We start from the raw sequence: 17079 nt of genomic DNA on the forward strand, positions 1-17079 counted from the left end.
CCGTAATTCCCTAGTTGACTTATAGGTTTTATTACCTTATATTCTATATAACACATTGGAATTAGGGGGAATCAACATGAATACACTGCTTGTCGGGATTAACATCACAGTCATGCTCATTTTAGTTGGCGTATTGTATTATATGCAACGTAAGCATGTATCTTTTAATAAACGTGTATTTACTGCTTTAGGAGTCGGAATTATCTTTGGTCTTATATTACAATTTATTTATGAACCTACTTCTAAAGTAATTATCGAATCAAATACCTGGTTTAGTTTAATTGGTAACGGTTATGTGAAATTACTTCAAATGATCGTTATGCCACTTATTTTAGTATCTATTATTTCAGCATTTACAAAATTACAATTAACGAAAAACCTTGGTAAAATCAGTGGTCTTATTATCGGAATTTTAATTCTTACTACAGGAATTGCCGCAGCTGTCGGTATAGCTGCAAGCGCAGGATTTGATGTATCAGCAACAGGTTTACAACAAGGTGATGCAGAATCTGCTCGTCTGAAATTAGTAGAAGAAAGATTTACTTCTATTGAAAAGACAACAATTCCAGACAAATTGTTAGAACTGTTGCCTACGAATCCTTTTCTTGATTTAACAGGTGCTCGTCCAACATCAACAATTTCTGTTGTAATATTTGCAGCCTTTATCGGGATTGCCTTTATAGGTGTAAAACGAAAATATCCAGAACAAGCAGAGCTATTTAAGAAAATGCTTGATGCTGTATATGCAATCGTAATGCGTATGGTAACATTAATTTTACGTCTTACTCCATACGGCGTATTAGCTCTTATGGCAAAGACAGTTGCTGGTAGCGATATTAACGCTATTTTAAAACTTGGTAACTTCGTGTTAGCATCTTACGTAGCTCTTATCGTAATGTTTATCATTCACTTATTATTAATCGCATTATCTGGTTTAAATCCAATTCAATATTTGAAAAAAGTGTTCCCTGTATTAACATTTGCATTCACATCTCGCTCTAGTGCTGGTGCAATGCCATTAAATATTGAAGCTCAAAAAGAAAAGCTTGGTATTTCTGAAGGAATCGCTAACTTCGCTGCATCCTTTGGGGTATCTATCGGTCAAAACGGTTGCGCAGGTATTTATCCAGCAATGCTTGCTATGATGGTCGCTCCAACTGTAGGAATTGATCCATTACAACCACAATTCATTTTAACTTTAATCGCTGTCGTTGCTATTAGCTCATTCGGTGTTGCCGGTGTTGGTGGCGGTGCAACATTCGCAGCGTTAATCGTACTATCTACAATGAACTTACCAATCGGCATTGTCGCTCTTGTTATCTCAGTTGAACCATTAATCGATATGGGTCGTACAGCTCTTAACGTAAGTGGTTCTATGACAGCTGGTCTTATTTCTAGTAAATGGCTTGGTGAATTAGATCAGGATACGTACAATCAAGATGATGTAAAAACTGGTGAGATTGCTTCATAATAAAAAAGGACGCTAACAAAAATGTTAGCGTCCTTTTTTATCTACTATAGCCTCGGGTTTGAACATTTTTTGCTTGCACTTGCATTGCAATGGTAACTCTGTAGATCTACTCAATAAATAATCACTTTGTTTATGAAATTTTGTACAATGATCTTATTGGATAATAAATCATCTGATTCACTTTCACACTCTTTTATTTCATTTAATAATTTTCATTTTATCCTTCAATCCATCCTATACCCACAAATAAGAGCAAAAAACCTATTATTAAAGAAATCCCTCCCAAAAGAAAATAAAATGGTGGTCCATATAACGGATTATTAAATAGTTCTAAAATATTCCCCCATACAATACCCCATCTATCTTTCTTTGTTGTCTGTTCTTTAATCTCTTTTACGAATTTATAAATACTTAGACAAATAAAAATGAAACCTAACAATATTAAACCCACCGTTATTACAATCGCCATATTCATATTACTCCATTAATTTTTTATAAAACTGACTATAGTTGTGATTACACTATACTTTATTTAGTCGTTTATTTTAACACTACATTCGATACCTTCCTATCACATAAAACTGCCCTCCAAATATTACATTGAATACTTGGAGAGCAGCTCATCTATAAGACATCTATCGATATGTCTTGCCATATAAATTTTTATCGATTGAAATATTCATTATTTGCTTTTTTTCCTACTATTCCACCATGTGATAGCCTTTGGTTTAACCTTAACATACCCCTTTCCTATCCAGTGTTGTGCATATCCAAATAGATTATCTGCTGCGATACCTTTCGTATCACTCTTTAATACGTTATCCCATGTATTTAACTTCTTTATTTTGTTTTGTCACCGCAGTGACATATATAAAGAAAGAAGAGCCAACATCAGCTCTTCTTTCTATCATATACTGATGAACCTATTTTTCCTTAAATAGCTCATAATCATATATTACGCACAATACAACTGTATAAACAATTGCTATAATATAAAAAAATATGATCGGAGTACCCTTTAAAATAGGAGTTAACAACTCAGTAAATGCCACAATTACTACTAATATAATTGGCAACAAAGTCAACAAGGCTGATAGCATATACTTTTCTTTTATACAATACAACATAATTCCTATTGCAAATAGAACTATAATTACACGTATTGGATATTCTAAAATTATATAAATGAAATGCTCTATATATTGGAGATCCATCATACGCAGCTTTACCAAATGTCTAAGCATCTTCTAACAGTCCGATTCCCCCTAAAGCTTTCCCTCCAACTTTTCTAGCTTCCTTATTTATAAATGCCTTATTAAAAGCTGGCATATTTTCCTTTTTATACATAGCTTTCCCCGTAAAATACCCGCTCGCAAACTCAAAACTAGACGATATAGCTTTCCAACCACTTGCATATCCATCTGCCCAAGCCTTAAAACCGGCTTTAGCTCCAGCCTTTGTTGAATACCAAATCTTTTTCCATGCTTTATTTCCATCAGGATCGATCTTCATTACCGGATTATTATAACCATACGTATACCCATTCTGCGTTACTGTATCATCCTCATCACCCGGATCTGGATCCACCATGCTCCGGATTATAGTATCTCGCAATCAAGTAATACATACCGATTTCTTTATCATACATGTATCCTGCATATCCAAATGGGTCGTCTGCTGCGTTGTATTCCCCTTATCATCATAACTGCAAAATTTTTTAATACAAAAGAAAGAAGAGCCAATACCAGCTCTTCTTTCTCAAAAGTAGTCCTTAACCTATTCTTCCTCTTCTACTTCTTCTGTATCATATAATAAACCTTCATTTGCAACAAAAATCGGTCCATTTGCTACATCAATGCGAAGTGTCCATGCCCACGGCGCAGATACACGATTATAAACACCTTTCCAAAATTCCATTGACTTTCTTTCAAACTCTTCCATCTCTTTTAAAATCTCTTTATAAGCATGTCCATCCAGTTGAAAATTTATTTCTTGCATCCTCATTAACGCATGATGCTTGGCTTCTATCTCCGCGGCAACTCGCATCTCTTCTTCCGTTGCCATATCAATAATTGTCCCATCTGGTGGTAAGATTTCATATACATTTTCTACTCTTATATACTCATTCGGTACTTCTTTGAATCTATTTCTTCTATTTCTACTAAGCATTTTTAATCCTCCAAAATGAATTTATTATTAAATACAGATTTCTTCTTTCCAACTACTTGTTTTAGACTGGACCACAATTAAATTTTCACTTTCCCATTTCAATGTCCCCAAAAATCTTGCATACACCATTTCGTTACCTACCTCCTCCACTAATAATTGATCACGAATCTTTAAACCCTTTTCATCATACACTTCACATCTTAGTTGGAAACCTTTTACACGATGAATTCCTTTTAATATCGCTATCTTCTTACGGCTAGGGCTTTTCTTAGGAGTTTTCCCTACCAAAAATATCCCTTCATAGTTTTGCTTTACTATTTCATCCAAAGAATCTTCAATATATCCCCTTATAGTATTCGGCAATAGATTTGAGTTTTCTTCGAGTGCAGGTATTACATATTGGCGCACTAATTTACAAAATTCTTCATATTTTTCTTCAACTGAATTAAGTGTTAAAAAATCCATAAAATCATATGAGATAGATATATCAATTTGATTCATATCCACAATGAATTCACAGAAATCTCCTTTATTAACCTTAGCTAAACAAAATACTTCTACAATTTCAATACCGTTTAGTCCTAAATCAAATTCTCTTAACTTTCTAGAAAAAATCAATTCAAAAATTCTTATTTCATGAGCTTGTAATTTATGTTTCTTCGATCTATTTTTACACCAATCATAAAACATAACGTCTATCATTTGTTATTATACACTCCCTATTCTCACCACCATGGTTGTGGTCTTTTATGATACTTGGGATTAAATTTCCCTTTAGCTTTTGATATTCTATTCACATGACCTTGTTCCCACTTCAAGGCTTTATTTCTAGTCATATTCTTCTTAACTATCCTTGATTCAAAATGAAGATTTTTAGCGTTGTTATTCCAACTATTCACTTGACGTGTAGCTCTATAAGATTTTCCAGCATTAAACGTTGCCGCTATAGATTTTGTTTCTTTTCCATTCTCTACAACTTTCACACTTGTACGATTTCCAAATCCATCATATGTGTATGATTTACTTGTTCCGTTTTGTAATGCTTCGTTTAATAATTGGTTAATCGGGTCATATACAAAGTTTGTTTCTGTTACTTTCCCGCCTGCACCTTCATGTTTAATCTTCGTACGGTTGCCCGATTGGTCATATTCATATCGTTCAGAAAGAAGAATACTGTTTGACGTACCTACTACTAAATCTTTAATTTTATTCGCATGGTCATAGTTGAAGGTAGAACCTGAGCCATTTCCAGCTGTATACGTACGAACATTTCCTTGATCATCATAATCAAATCGATATGTTTGAGAACCATCTGTTACACGTATATTTTGATCTAACGTGTTGTAATCATACGATACTTTATTTGTGTATCCACCTTGCGTTACTGTTTGTTCTTTTAATTTTTCTGTCTTACTGTTTGCTTTGTCATGATACGCCCAGTCAATTTTTCCACCTCGGCTATCCGTTGCACTTGTGACACGGTCAGCCTTATCGTATGTTTTTGTACGTTCTACACCATTGATATGGTCTTTTATTTTCGTAACTTGTCCATTCTGATCACGTTCGAATGTAAATGAATCTTTTCCATTTCGCTTTTCACCAATCGCGCGATCTGCTGTATCATATACAGATTCTAAAATAGAGCCGTTTGGCATTGTTGTTTTAATCTTGTTTGCATTTTCATCGTACGTATTTTCAATACGGCGGTTTAATGCATCGATATACACTGTATTTTTATTATCTACATCATATTCATATTTGTGTGTTTGTGTTTTCCCACCAAACATGACAGATTTTTCTGTTGTATTTCCATTATGATCATAACGATAATTTACAGAAGTACCATTTTTTAATGTAACCTTTGTTAATAGATTATCTTTGTTGTAATCATATAATTTTGTATTTCCTTTTTCATCTGTCTCGCTCTTTTTGTTTCCTGATGCATCGTATGCGAAGGTATTTTTTTGCCCCTCTTCATCATACGCGGCAATAACATTTCCATCGTTGTCATACTCGTTTTTAATAAGAGCATTTCCTTCTAGTAAACGAACATCATCAAACCATACTTTCCCTTTATTATTATTTCTAAATAACAGATATACTTGAATCTGCTTAATTGGTTTCTTAGCTGGAATGACAACCGCACTACGGTTCCAATCATTTGTCCCACTTGGGAATTTTGCTTGATAATTTTCACCGCTGCCATCTTGATAGTAAACATCTGCCCAAATTGAATAGTCTCGTGATAGTTTATCTGGCGCATCATTTTCTACATTTTCAGATTTAGACATTCCTGTTAACGTGATTGGTTCTGCTTTTTTCTGATTTAAATTTACATGATTGCCATATCCTACATTTGAACCGCCATATTGGCTACGCTCTAATACAATAGACGAATGTCCTGTAAAACTTTCCTGATGAGAAACATCTTTTGGATCACAACTTGTTCCGTCTCCTCGAATCCATCCAGGAATACATCCTTGTTCAGTTACATTCTCTACACTACTATTTGTAATAGGATTGAAACTAGAAGAAACTTCTCCTTTTTCAAGCTGTAATTTATCAAACCATACGGAACCACTTGTAGAAGAACCACCATTTTCTACTTGTAAATAGATTTTTACTTTTCTTGTTTGCTCTGTTGTTTTAAAGGTTACTTGGCGATTAACCCAGTCACTTTTTCCTTGCACTTTATTATGACGAGTATCGTGCCAACCACCATCTATACCCGCACCATGTTCATTTAGTGACTGTACATTGAAGAAAGCTGCACCATTAGATAAATCCGTTTTCACCATACCACTTAATGTGTAAGTTGTATTTGGTTCTAACGTTATTTCTTGAATTGCGGCAATATAGCCCCAATCATTATTCGTTGCTTTCGTTGTAATTTTGATTGATGATTCCCCGCCAAGACCACCTGGTGCTGGTGTTGCATCTTTTGCGATAGAACCGGAATTATTGTTATTTACTGGTGCCCATTTATCCGTGCCATTTATCTCGAAGCTCGGATTTTGAATCAGGTTTTCCCCTGTTCCTAACTCTTTACTTGTTTCAATCGGATTGCCGTATTTATCATCTTGAGTAACAGAAGATGTATGTGCCGATTGATCTGTTTCAGATACTTCTGTGTTTGCTGATTTATAAGCAACAGTTGTTTCACGATTTTCGTTATCTGTCGCTTTTATAATCCCATTGTCTTTATTGTACTCAAACTTTTCTGTCCCCATTTCATCAGTAACAGAAGTTACATTCCCATTATTATCATAGGTCGCTGTTTCTGTTTGATTTTTAGGAGTTGTTGTTTTCACTAAATTATTCGCATTATATTCATACGTCGTCGTTAAATTCAGACGCCCGGAATCTTCAACTGTTTTCACTGGATTTCCAGCATCGTTATACGTATAAATAGTCTTACGCCCTTTAGGATTCGTTAACGTAACTTCTTTCGCATCCGTATTATATGCTAATGTCGTAGCTTTCCCTAATGGGTCTGTCACTTTTACTAATCTATTATTCTCGTATGCATACGATGTTTTATACGGTTTTGCATCGGTATGTTGCGGGTCATAAATAGATGTTAATAAACCATTATCATATCCGTATTTATATACTTTTCCTTCTGGTGTTGTAGAAGAAACAAGTAAATCTCCATCATATTTAAATGTAATCGTCTTGCTATCTGGACCGATTACTCTTGCTGATTTTTTATTATTTCCATCATATTGTACGACTAACTCTTTACCAGAAGCGTTCTTTACTTTTGATAAACGTGATTCACCATCATACTCATACGTCGTCGTATTTCCGTACTTATCTTTTGTATACTCGATACGTCCTTGTGCATCTCCAGATTTATAGAAAGTAACCGTTTGGTCTTTATCTTTTATTTCATATCCGCCTGACACTTGCTTAATTTCTAAATATACACCTACTGGAGCTTGATACGTATTATCTCCCGTTCTAGTAAATGTGATATTTGCTCCATCTGCAGAAATTAAAAGTAAGTTTCCATTTCCGTCGGCCCAAATTCTTTCTTCTAATCCACTAGACCAACCTGTACCAAATAAACCTACCTTTTTACTTAGACTATTATACGTTCTTTCTACTGATACATCTGGTCCACGCCCTGATAACGTAATATCTTTCTCACTCATGATAAAGTTACCATTTGTAGCATTCACTTTACCATTTAACACCGGAACCGATGCCCAGTAATCAAACATCCCTATAAATCCGAAATCTTGGGAGAATCTAGGTACAAACTCATGCGAAATTTCACTTTCAGCATGCCCAGCTTTACTATACGCTGTTACACGGAACCAGTAGTTTTTCGAACCTGCATAGATTCCACCAGAATTCTTATACACAGGTGATGGATCAACTGCTAATTCTGCACCTTTTTTATCGTGATGAAGTAAATATTGGCCTTTCGTTATTTCATCTTTTGTTGGCCAAATCTTCTCATTTTGCGTTGTCCAATTTGTTTTATTTCCCCATTAAGTTGGTAACCTTGTGTCATAGGTTTATGACGAAAAAGTCACAACTAATTTACACAGATTGTTGTAATATCAATGAGTTATTAGTTAGCGCCGTTGTGTCGCTATACAGCCCCTTTAAACACAGAAAAAGAGAATACAATAACATATTCTCTTTTCTCAAATATATTTCATTATCTCACAGCCCGTCCCTTTCACAAATAACCATTTTGCTCGCACCATTTATGAAATTGTCCTACATCTACTCCAACTAACACAATATCCTTTAGCTCTACATCAATACTTTGTTCCCCAATTACAATAGAAAAATGGGATTCTAATTGTTTTTCATTTTTCTTTACAGTTCCAATTCGGTTCCGATGCGGCCCATTTTTTATATATGCTTTTTGTCCTACAATATCAAAGTTCAAGATTCTCACCTCTTTTACTGCGCTCAAATTGGAAATACAATCTCCACCTCGGAAAATTTCCTTTCATTGCACTATTTCTCTATATATATGACGAAACAATAAAAGAGTCCTTCCTTCTTTACAATTATTTTTTCTTTGTTTCATTTTTATGATTGAAACGTAAAGTTTATAATAAAATACACTTGGAAGCGCTTTCTACGTAATTTTTTATGTTATAATATAAAAGTAGAACTTCGTAAAGAGGGTTAAAAAATGAATATAAACATGATTAACAAAGTAATTGAAGCATTAAAAGTATATGGCTTTCAGGATGTATCATTCTGTGAAGAAACGAAGCAATTTTTATTTCATAACGAAACCGATATTATGAGCGGCTATGCAGAAATAACATATAGTAGTCAATTCGAAAAATTTAACGTACAAATTCATCCAATTGAAACGCATCACCAAGCAGAGTTACAAGAGGTTGAAAGACATATACAAGCTTGCATACGAAAAGTAGAGTATTTAAATGCACTTCTTACTGGACAAACAAAGCTAGATGATAAAATTATTATTATGTAAAAAAAAAGAACGTGAAGCTATCACGTTCTTTTTCATTATACGTTCATTTTCCCCTTCAGCTGTAATCCTGTAACAGATTCTAATACATCCATCGCTTCTTCAAACGTCATATCAAAAATTGTCTTCTCTTCTATATAGGGAAACTGTCTAAAGCGCTTTTCTAACATTTTCACTGCATCCGATGTGAAGTTTGCGCTATCAATGCCAAATTCTGTTTCAAGAAGCACAATCCAATCTAACACATGAAAACCTAATCCATTTACGAATGAAATAAGTTTTTCTTCTGGCTGTGGAGATAAGAATACGTTTCGCTCCAGCTCACTGAAAAGTTCTTCTCCTAAAATTCCTGCTAACTCATCATCATGTTCGCGTTCAATAATCTCTTCATAACCGTAATCATCAACAAGCTCTTCTACTTCTTCACTATCCGCAAAAAGCAATTGACTAAGAATTGCATCTTTCTTAAATTCACTGTTTTGTACAACCTCTAAAAAACTTGTTTCCCATCCATTTTCTAATTTCATATTTATAACTCCTTTATATGCTTTACTTATAATAACTGTGCCCAAAATAGCCTAATGGTAACCTTCACTCTTTTTTTGCAAGAAATATTTCTCACTGCATTCCCACGTCTAACATTCCACTTTATTCAATATATATGAGACAAGCCCCTCAACTTCTCCTTCGAAAATATCAACTTCTCGTAAATGGTAGAATGTCGTTTGCAACTCATTGCCCTTGTGATATATATAAATTTTCTTTTCTAAAGCAATTGCCATCCCTAATTCTGTATGACTTCCATTCCCACCCTCTAGTATGAGTAAGAAAACATCAGCTTCTCGTATCGCTTCTTGTTCTTCTTCACCAATCTTTTGCAATTGTTCTCTATTGGTTGCTCTTTCATTTTTCGTCCAATCATATGTATGCTGCCATCCCACTTCTTTCAACTGGCTTGATACGAAACGAACAAGATGTTTATTTTGAAATCCTGAAGCAATATAAAATTTCATTTATATTCACTCCTTAAATATGTATGGGGAAACTCCTTTTTTAGCGTTAATGGGATTTTTTCAAAAAAAATCCCCATCCTTAGAACTTATTTGCGTTTCAATGATGGGGTGCCTCATGATCTTCTTTTATTTTTTGTTTTTTATAACTTTCATCAGCTAACATTTCTAGTTCAGCTGTTATTTCTGATTTTTCAAGCTCTCGTTCTTGTGAAAATTTCCGTGAAATATAAACAATAACACTACCAACGTACAACACAAAGCATATAATAAGTGCAGTATTTTCATAGAGACTTAGCTCCAACACAGTCACTCCTAATCCATTCGTATTTTCACGCTTAATCAATTGGAATTTCCCTATTAACCATTTGTTACCCCGCATTAACGGGCAGTAAGACCCCCACCTCAAAATTCAACGAAAACAAAGAAGTTAGGTGTGGGATTAACTGCCCGTAAAAGCCCGATTGGTTCAACTAATAATCAGTGGGGATGAACCCCCCACTGATTAAAGTTTCACTTTATTGTAACATAAAAATATCAATTCTTGGAATCTTTCATCCTACTAAAAAAGACATGATTGTTTAATCATGCCTCTGAAATATGTTGAATGATAGTTTTAATCGCTTCTTTTCCATTATATTTTTTTAATGCTGTTTTATACGTCTCATTATTATGAGATAGCTCTTCTATATGCTTTATAAGTGAGTTCACCGTTACATCCTCTTCATATAATACCGATGCATACCCTTGTCTTTTAAAGGATTCAGCATTTAAAATTTGATCTCCACGGCTTGCAAATTTCGATAACGGAATTAAAACCATCGGCTTTTGCATTGTTAAAAATTCAAAAATCGCGTTGGATCCCGCACGCGAAATAACAAAATCTGTTGCTGCTAATATATCCGGCAACTCTTGATGTACATATTCAAATTGTCTATATCCTTCTTTATTTTGTAAGGATTCATCAAGATTTCCTTTTCCGCAAAGATGCACAATTTGATAATTTTTCAGAAGATCTGGAAGTGCCGATCGAACCGTTTCATTAATTTTCTTTGCGCCTAAACTTCCTCCCATAACAGTAATAACTGATTTCTTCCGGGAAAACCCTAGAAACTTTAAACCTTTTTCAAGATTTCCTCTTAGTACGTCTTCACGTACAGGCGATCCTGTATATATTACTTTTTCTTTCGGTAAATGTTTCGCTGCTTCTTCAAATGTAACAAATATTTTCGAGGCAAAACGGAGCGCAATTTTATTTGCTAGTCCAGGTGTCATATCAGATTCATGTAATAAAACTGGCACTCTATTTAGCCACCCTCCTATTACGACTGGTACGGATACGAAACCACCTTTTGAAAAAATAACATCCGGTTTTAGTTTACGAATTGTTACGTACGCATCCATAACACCCTTCATCACGAGAAAAGGATCTTTTATATTTTTCAAATCAAAATAACGACGTAGCTTCCCGCTTGCAATACTATGGTATGGGATTCCTTCTTTTTCTATAATCGTTTTCTCAATCCCTTGATGAGAACCAATATAAGAGATATCCCAGTTCTGCTTTTGTAAATGTGGAATAATTGCTAAATTAGGTGTTACATGCCCGGCCGAACCGCCACCTGTAAAGACTATTTTTTTCATACGTCTCCCCCTTCTACACTATAGTACACTAAAATACCTTGCCTCAGGGTGAGAAAATACCATAGCCGTTACAGACGCTTCTGGCTCCATCATAAATCCTTCTGTTAATGAAATACCTATTTCTTCTGGATGAATTAAGCAAAATAATTTTTCTTGATCAGCAAGTTCTGGGCATGCTGGATAACCAAATGATACGCGTATTCCTCTATATTTTGTACGGAATCTCTCTTCCATCGTCAGTTCAGGTGAATCTGGAATTCCCCAACGATCACGAATGAGCATATGTGTTTTTTCAGCAAGTCCTTCTGCTAATTCAAGTGCTAACGACTGAATCGCATGACTGCGTAAATAATCTCCCTTCGCCTTCCATTCCTCTGCAATATCTCGAACCCCTTCTCCAACGGTAACAGATAAGAAAGCGACATAATCCATCTCATCTCCAATCGGGCGTATATAATCTCCTAAAGTACGGTATGGTGCTTTCCCTTGTCTCGGAAATTCAAATCGCTCTATAATACGTGTGTGATCTTCCGGATCGTATATAATTATATTTTGTCCATCACTTTGCGCCGGGAAAAATTGATACACCGCTTTTGGGCGTAACCAAGATTGTCCTTCTTGTAATAATTCATCAATTAAATCATTTAGCTCATGTGCTCTTTTATCCCCTTCTTGCAAGAGTTTTTTTACGTTTCCTTTTAACCCAAGATGGTGTCCAATTAACATTTGTCTATTTAAAAACGGTGCAAGATGAAGGGCAGGAATATCCCGTAATACAACTCGTTTCGTCGAATCTGGTATCATAACAGTTGCTTTTGGCAACGGCTCAATAACTGCGGGAATTTCTATTTTTTTCTCCTCTTGTTTCACAATATGAAGATGGCGTTCCTTTTTATCTCGCTTCATCTTTTCACGTTCTTCTTCTTTTTGTAATTTGTTAATAATATCAAGACCTGTCATTGCATCACTTGCATAACATACGAGCCCTTTATAAGATGGAGAAATACGATTATCTGTAAATTTCCTCGTTAGTGCTGCACCACCTACAACAATTGGAATATCAATATTCGCTGCTTTTAAATCTTCAGCAGTCGTTACCATTTGTTGCGCTGATTTTACTAACAAACCAGAAAGGCCAATAATATCAGGTTTCTTTTCTTGTACTTCTTGAACAATTCGATCCGAACGAACATTAATTCCTAAATTAATAATTTCATATCCGTTATTTGATAAAATAATTTCAACAAGGTTTTTCCCAATATCATGTACGTCTCCTTTAACAGTCGCTAATAATACTTTCCCTTTTTTTGCACTCTCACTAGATTCCATATGTGGCTCTAAATAACTTACGGCAGCTTTCATACTTTCAGCACTTTGCAATACTTCAGCAACGATAAGCTCATTACCATTAAATAATCGCCCCACCTCATCCATTCCTGTCATAAGCGGCCCGTTAATAATATCCAGAGGTTTTCGTCCTTCTGTAAGCGCGAGACTTAGATCTTCTTGTAGTCCTTGCTTCGTACCTTCTACAATATAATTTGCCAGTCGTTCATCAAGTGTTAGCGTTTCTTGTATAACGACATCTTTCTTTTTGGCAACACGATAAAAGTTTGTAAATTTTTCTAACGTCTCTTTCGTCGTTTCAAATAATAATGCATCCGCAAGACGTTTTTCTTCCTCTGGAATTAACGCATAGCGTTCTAATTTTTCCGTATTAACAATCGCATAATCTAATCCTGCTTTCGTTGCATGATATAGAAAGACAGAGTTTAATACTTCACGTCCAGCTGGTGGTAAACCAAAAGATATATTACTCACACCTAGAATCGTTAAACATTCTGGTAACGCTTCTTTAATAAGACGAATTCCTTCTATAGTCGCTGCCGCTGAACCTATATATTCTTCATCACCTGTTCCTACAGGAAACACAAGCGCATCAAAAATAATATCAGATGGGCGTATACCATACTTTTTCGTTAGTAATTCATAGCTTCTTTTAGCAATCTCTATCTTTCTTTCTGCACTAACTGCCATACCATCTTCATCAATTGTCCCTACAACTATCGCAGCACCGTATTTCCGAAGAAGGGGTGTCACTTTTTCAAAACGTTCTTCTCCATCCTCTAAATTAATAGAATTGATAACACCTTTTCCTTGAATATAAGTAAGAGCTTTCGCCATAACATTTTCATCTGTTGAATCAATCATAATCGGTACTTTTAACACTTTCGTAACTTCTGCCAAGAATCTTTCCATATCTTCTATTTCATCACGATCAGGGTCTGCCATACAAATATCAATAATATGAGCATTTTTCTTCACTTGCGCTCTTGCCACTTCAGCAGCCTCTTCAAATTTCCCTTCTGCTACTAATCTTTTAAACTTACGCGATCCAATTACATTCGTCCTTTCTCCAACAAATAAAGGCCTCATAGAATCATCGTATTGCAACGCTTCTAGTCCACTAATTCCATGTCCAACCCTTTCATGATGCTCACGAGGGTTAATCGAGGCAAGCGCCGATTTCATTACACGTATATGTTCTGGTGTTGTGCCACAACAACCACCAATAATATTAATCCATCCTTCTTCAGCAAAACGTTTTACTTTTTCAGCAAGTGACGCTGGAGATTCGTGATAATGCCCATCTTCATCAGGAAGACCAGCGTTTGGATAACACGAAATATAACACTCCGATAAATCAGATAGGGAACGTATATGTTCCCTCATAAATTCTGGACCAGTAGCACAGTTTAATCCAACCGATAATGGCTTCATATGCTCTACCGATAAATAAAAGGCTTCGATCGTTTGACCCGCTAAAGTCGTTCCCATCGGTTCAATTGTTCCAGAAATCATAATAGGTACTATTTTGTTTAGTTCTTCAAACGCCGATTGAATTCCAATGTACGCAGCTTTCACATTACGCATATCTTGACTCGTTTCAACGAGTAATACATCAACTTCTCCTCTTAATAGTCCTCTCGCTTGCCTTGTATAGGCTTCAATTAACTCTTCAAAAGTCACACCACCTGTAACACTAATCGCTTTCGTCGTTGGTCCCATCGCTCCCGCAACATACACTTCTTTCCCACTTTCTTTAACCGCTTGCTTCGCCAAAAGCGCTGCCCTTTCGTTTAACTCTTCATCTAAATGAGACAATGCATAATCACTTAATACAATATTTGTTGCACCAAACGTATTCGTTTCAATAATATCTGCTCCAGCTTCAATGTAGACTTTATGAATATTTAAAATAACATCCGGTCTTGTTTTTACTAAATATTCATTACAACCTTCGTATTCTTCTCCTCCAAAATCTTCCGCTGTTAAGTCTTCTTGCTGAATCATCGTTCCCATTGCACCATCTAATATTAAAATTTCATGTTGTAATCTCTCTTCTATTCGTTTCATCAATTAATACCTTCTTTCACTTCTTGCTTTTCTCTCACATATTTCACGAGATGTTCTGTAATTTCATATTTTAAAAACGGTGTAATAAGATAAATACCGTTAAAGTATTTCATCGCCGCATCGATCAACTCTTGTGAAATACGAATCCCTTCCTCTATGGCTGCCTCTTTCGTTTCATGTCCATCCATTCTTTGTCTTATCTCTTCAGGGAGAGTAATACCCGGCACTTCAAAATGAAGAAAATCTGCGTTCCGCTTACTTACTAACGGCATAATTCCAATAAAGATAGGTTGTTCCAAATGCTTTGTCGCTTCATATACTTCTTCTATTAAAGCAACATCATATATCGGCTGCGTTAAGAAATATTCAGCACCAGCATCAATTTTTCGTTCCATTCGCTTGACCGCTGCTTTTAAATGCCTTACATGAGGATTAAATGCACCTCCAACAGAAAATCTTGTTGCCGGACCAATTGATTTCCCTAAAATAGAGCGTCCGTCGTTCATCTCTTTAATCATTTTAATGAGCTCTATCGATGACAAATCATATACAGAAGTTGCACCTGGGAAATCACCAACGCGCGCTGGATCACCAGTTAAAGCTAGCACTTCCTCCATACCTAATGCTGATAATCCAAGTAAGTGAGACTGTAGTCCAATGACGTTATGGTCTCTACACGTTAAATGCGTCAATACTGGAATATCATGCTTCGTTAATAATGCACCCATAGCCATATTCGAAACACGAGGAGATGCTAATGAATTATCTGCTAGAGTAATAGCATCCGCTCCAGCCCTTTTCAGTGCTCTTGCCCCTTCAAAAAAACGCTGCGTGTCTAACGTTTTCGGTGGATCTAATTCCACTACAACTGTCGTTTGTTTCTTTGCCTTTTCTGCTAGAGTAACATGAGCTCTCGAACGCTTCTCATGTGTATGGACCACTTTAGGCCTTTGAATCGTCTCCTTTGCTATTACAGGTGCAACATTTGCAATAGCACGTTTCATTCCTTCAATATGTTCCGGGGTAGTACCACAACAACCACCTAATAAACGAATACCTTGTTCAATAAATTTCGGTGTCATTTCTTCAAAATACGCTGGACTTCCCTCATATACGTAACGCCCTTCCACATAATTCGGGAGACCTGCATTCGGATATGCTGATAAATAGCCATTTTGAGGAATCGATATCATTTTGAAAGCTTCCGTCATGTGAAGCGGGCCTAGTTGACAGTTCAACCCAACAACATTGGCACCGTAATCTAAAAGCTGTTTTAATATTTCATTGACATCATTCCCATTTTGAGTCGTACCTGCCTCATGTAACGCTAACTGAGCAACAATCGGAATATTCGTTTGTTTACGCAATACTTTAACCGCATGCAATAATTCAAATTCATCATAAAAAGTTTCTAATAGTAATCCATCAACCTGTTCTTCTAGTAAAGCACCTGCCTGCTCAAGTAACATAAATTCTCGCTCTATATCAGTCGTTGTAACAGCACCAATATGTTTCATACCTCCAATTGTCCCTAAAATTGCATTCCGATCTGTTACTGATGCTTTCGCAATATTCACTGCCGCTTTATTAATTTGGACAACTTGATTTTCTAGACCATACATGCGGAGTTTCGCTTCATTCGCACCATACGTATTCGTTTGAATAACATCCGCTCCAGCAGCTACATATTGTTTATGGATCGATATAATTAAGTCCGGATCAGACAAATTCAATTCTTCAAAACTACTTTGTAAACCATGCGAATGTAATAACGTTCCAACCGCACCATCACCTATTACAATTCCTTTTGATAATAAATCTAGTAATTTCACGAATCTCCCTCATTTCTATCAATATAAAAACCCCCTCTTCACTTTGAAGAGGGGGACATAATTGTT

General features: G+C 35.7%; 12 protein-coding genes and 2 pseudogenes. 2 read left to right on the plus strand and 12 right to left on the minus strand.

The window, feature by feature from the left end; translation table 11 throughout:
• The first annotated feature begins 76 nt into the window (after positions 1-76).
• A complete protein-coding gene (locus QCI77_RS21705) occupies positions 77-1471 on the plus strand; it encodes an L-cystine transporter (protein ID WP_002138338.1) in 1395 nt (464 codons plus the stop codon).
• A 217-nt stretch (positions 1472-1688) separates the two neighbouring features.
• On the opposite strand, the gene QCI77_RS21710 is transcribed toward QCI77_RS21705, so the two are convergent.
• The 6 genes and pseudogenes from QCI77_RS21710 to QCI77_RS21740 form a co-directional block, all read right to left on the minus strand.
• On the minus strand, positions 1689-1940 hold the full coding sequence (locus QCI77_RS21710) for a hypothetical protein (RefSeq protein WP_353825789.1): 252 nt from the start codon (positions 1938-1940) through the stop codon (positions 1689-1691).
• A 767-nt stretch (positions 1941-2707) separates the two neighbouring features.
• Positions 2708-3152, minus strand: a pseudogene (locus QCI77_RS21715) (RHS repeat-associated core domain-containing protein); the annotation flags it as partial.
• 95 nt (positions 3153-3247) lie between these two features.
• Entirely contained in the window at positions 3248-3640 is a 393-nt protein-coding gene (locus QCI77_RS21720; RefSeq protein WP_353825466.1) for a hypothetical protein, read from the minus strand.
• Positions 3641-3667: 27 nt separating this feature from the next.
• On the minus strand, positions 3668-4342 hold the full coding sequence (locus QCI77_RS21725; RefSeq protein ID WP_353825467.1) for a hypothetical protein: 675 nt from the start codon (positions 4340-4342) through the stop codon (positions 3668-3670).
• A gap of 221 nt (positions 4343-4563) precedes the next feature.
• Positions 4564-8136 (minus strand): annotated as a pseudogene (locus QCI77_RS21735) (DUF6531 domain-containing protein); the annotation flags it as partial.
• A gap of 197 nt (positions 8137-8333) precedes the next feature.
• A complete protein-coding gene (locus QCI77_RS21740) occupies positions 8334-8549 on the minus strand; it encodes a DUF3912 family protein (RefSeq protein ID WP_353825468.1) in 216 nt (71 codons plus the stop codon).
• A 252-nt stretch (positions 8550-8801) separates the two neighbouring features.
• On the opposite strand from QCI77_RS21740, the gene QCI77_RS21745 reads away from it, so the two are divergent.
• Positions 8802-9113, plus strand: a complete 312-nt coding sequence (locus tag QCI77_RS21745) for a hypothetical protein (protein ID WP_002165070.1) — start codon at positions 8802-8804, stop codon at positions 9111-9113.
• Between the two features lie 35 nt (positions 9114-9148).
• Here the strand turns inward: QCI77_RS21745 and QCI77_RS21750 are convergent, their stop codons facing one another.
• From QCI77_RS21750 to QCI77_RS21775, 6 genes are all read right to left on the minus strand, one after another.
• The gene (locus QCI77_RS21750; RefSeq protein ID WP_002015119.1) at positions 9149-9637 is read right to left on the minus strand and encodes a hypothetical protein; all 489 of its coding nucleotides are present in this window, start codon (positions 9635-9637) and stop codon (positions 9149-9151) included.
• A 108-nt stretch (positions 9638-9745) separates the two neighbouring features.
• Positions 9746-10123: a nucleoside 2-deoxyribosyltransferase gene (locus QCI77_RS21755; protein WP_353825469.1), complete on the minus strand. Its 378-nt coding sequence runs from the start codon at positions 10121-10123 to the stop codon at positions 9746-9748.
• Positions 10124-10220: 97 nt separating this feature from the next.
• Positions 10221-10463, minus strand: coding sequence for a DUF3966 domain-containing protein (locus QCI77_RS21760; protein ID WP_085960924.1), 243 nt, complete (start codon positions 10461-10463; stop codon positions 10221-10223).
• A 242-nt stretch (positions 10464-10705) separates the two neighbouring features.
• A complete protein-coding gene (locus QCI77_RS21765) occupies positions 10706-11764 on the minus strand; it encodes an undecaprenyldiphospho-muramoylpentapeptide beta-N-acetylglucosaminyltransferase (protein ID WP_199662357.1) in 1059 nt (352 codons plus the stop codon).
• Between the two features lie 18 nt (positions 11765-11782).
• Complete coding sequence (metH, locus tag QCI77_RS21770; protein ID WP_353825470.1) at positions 11783-15181, minus strand: methionine synthase; 3399 nt, start codon at positions 15179-15181, stop codon at positions 11783-11785.
• The gene (locus QCI77_RS21775; protein WP_002190677.1) at positions 15181-17013 is read right to left on the minus strand and encodes a bifunctional homocysteine S-methyltransferase/methylenetetrahydrofolate reductase; all 1833 of its coding nucleotides are present in this window, start codon (positions 17011-17013) and stop codon (positions 15181-15183) included. The genes metH and QCI77_RS21775 overlap by 1 nt, the downstream gene beginning before the upstream one ends.
• Positions 17014-17079 lie beyond the last annotated feature (66 nt).

This window comes from Bacillus cereus group sp. MG9, from assembly GCF_040459995.1.
GTDB classification, from domain to species: Bacteria; Bacillota; Bacilli; order Bacillales; family Bacillaceae_G; genus Bacillus_A; species Bacillus_A mycoides.

What these genes read in the sequence shown, in the direction of transcription:
- QCI77_RS21705 (WP_002138338.1), top strand. Translation starts at nt 77, where the DNA reads ATGAATACACTGCTTGTCGGGATTAACATCACAGTCATGCTCATTTTA.
- QCI77_RS21710 (WP_353825789.1), bottom strand. Translation starts at nt 1,940, where the DNA reads ATGGCGATTGTAATAACGGTGGGTTTAATATTGTTAGGTTTCATTTTT.
- QCI77_RS21720 (WP_353825466.1), bottom strand. Translation starts at nt 3,640, where the DNA reads ATGCTTAGTAGAAATAGAAGAAATAGATTCAAAGAAGTACCGAATGAG.
- QCI77_RS21725 (WP_353825467.1), bottom strand. Translation starts at nt 4,342, where the DNA reads ATGATAGACGTTATGTTTTATGATTGGTGTAAAAATAGATCGAAGAAA.
- QCI77_RS21745 (WP_002165070.1), top strand. Translation starts at nt 8,802, where the DNA reads ATGAATATAAACATGATTAACAAAGTAATTGAAGCATTAAAAGTATAT.
- QCI77_RS21750 (WP_002015119.1), bottom strand. Translation starts at nt 9,637, where the DNA reads ATGAAATTAGAAAATGGATGGGAAACAAGTTTTTTAGAGGTTGTACAA.
- QCI77_RS21755 (WP_353825469.1), bottom strand. Translation starts at nt 10,123, where the DNA reads ATGAAATTTTATATTGCTTCAGGATTTCAAAATAAACATCTTGTTCGT.
- QCI77_RS21765 (WP_199662357.1), bottom strand. Translation starts at nt 11,764, where the DNA reads ATGAAAAAAATAGTCTTTACAGGTGGCGGTTCGGCCGGGCATGTAACA.
- metH (WP_353825470.1), bottom strand. Translation starts at nt 15,181, where the DNA reads ATGAAACGAATAGAAGAGAGATTACAACATGAAATTTTAATATTAGAT.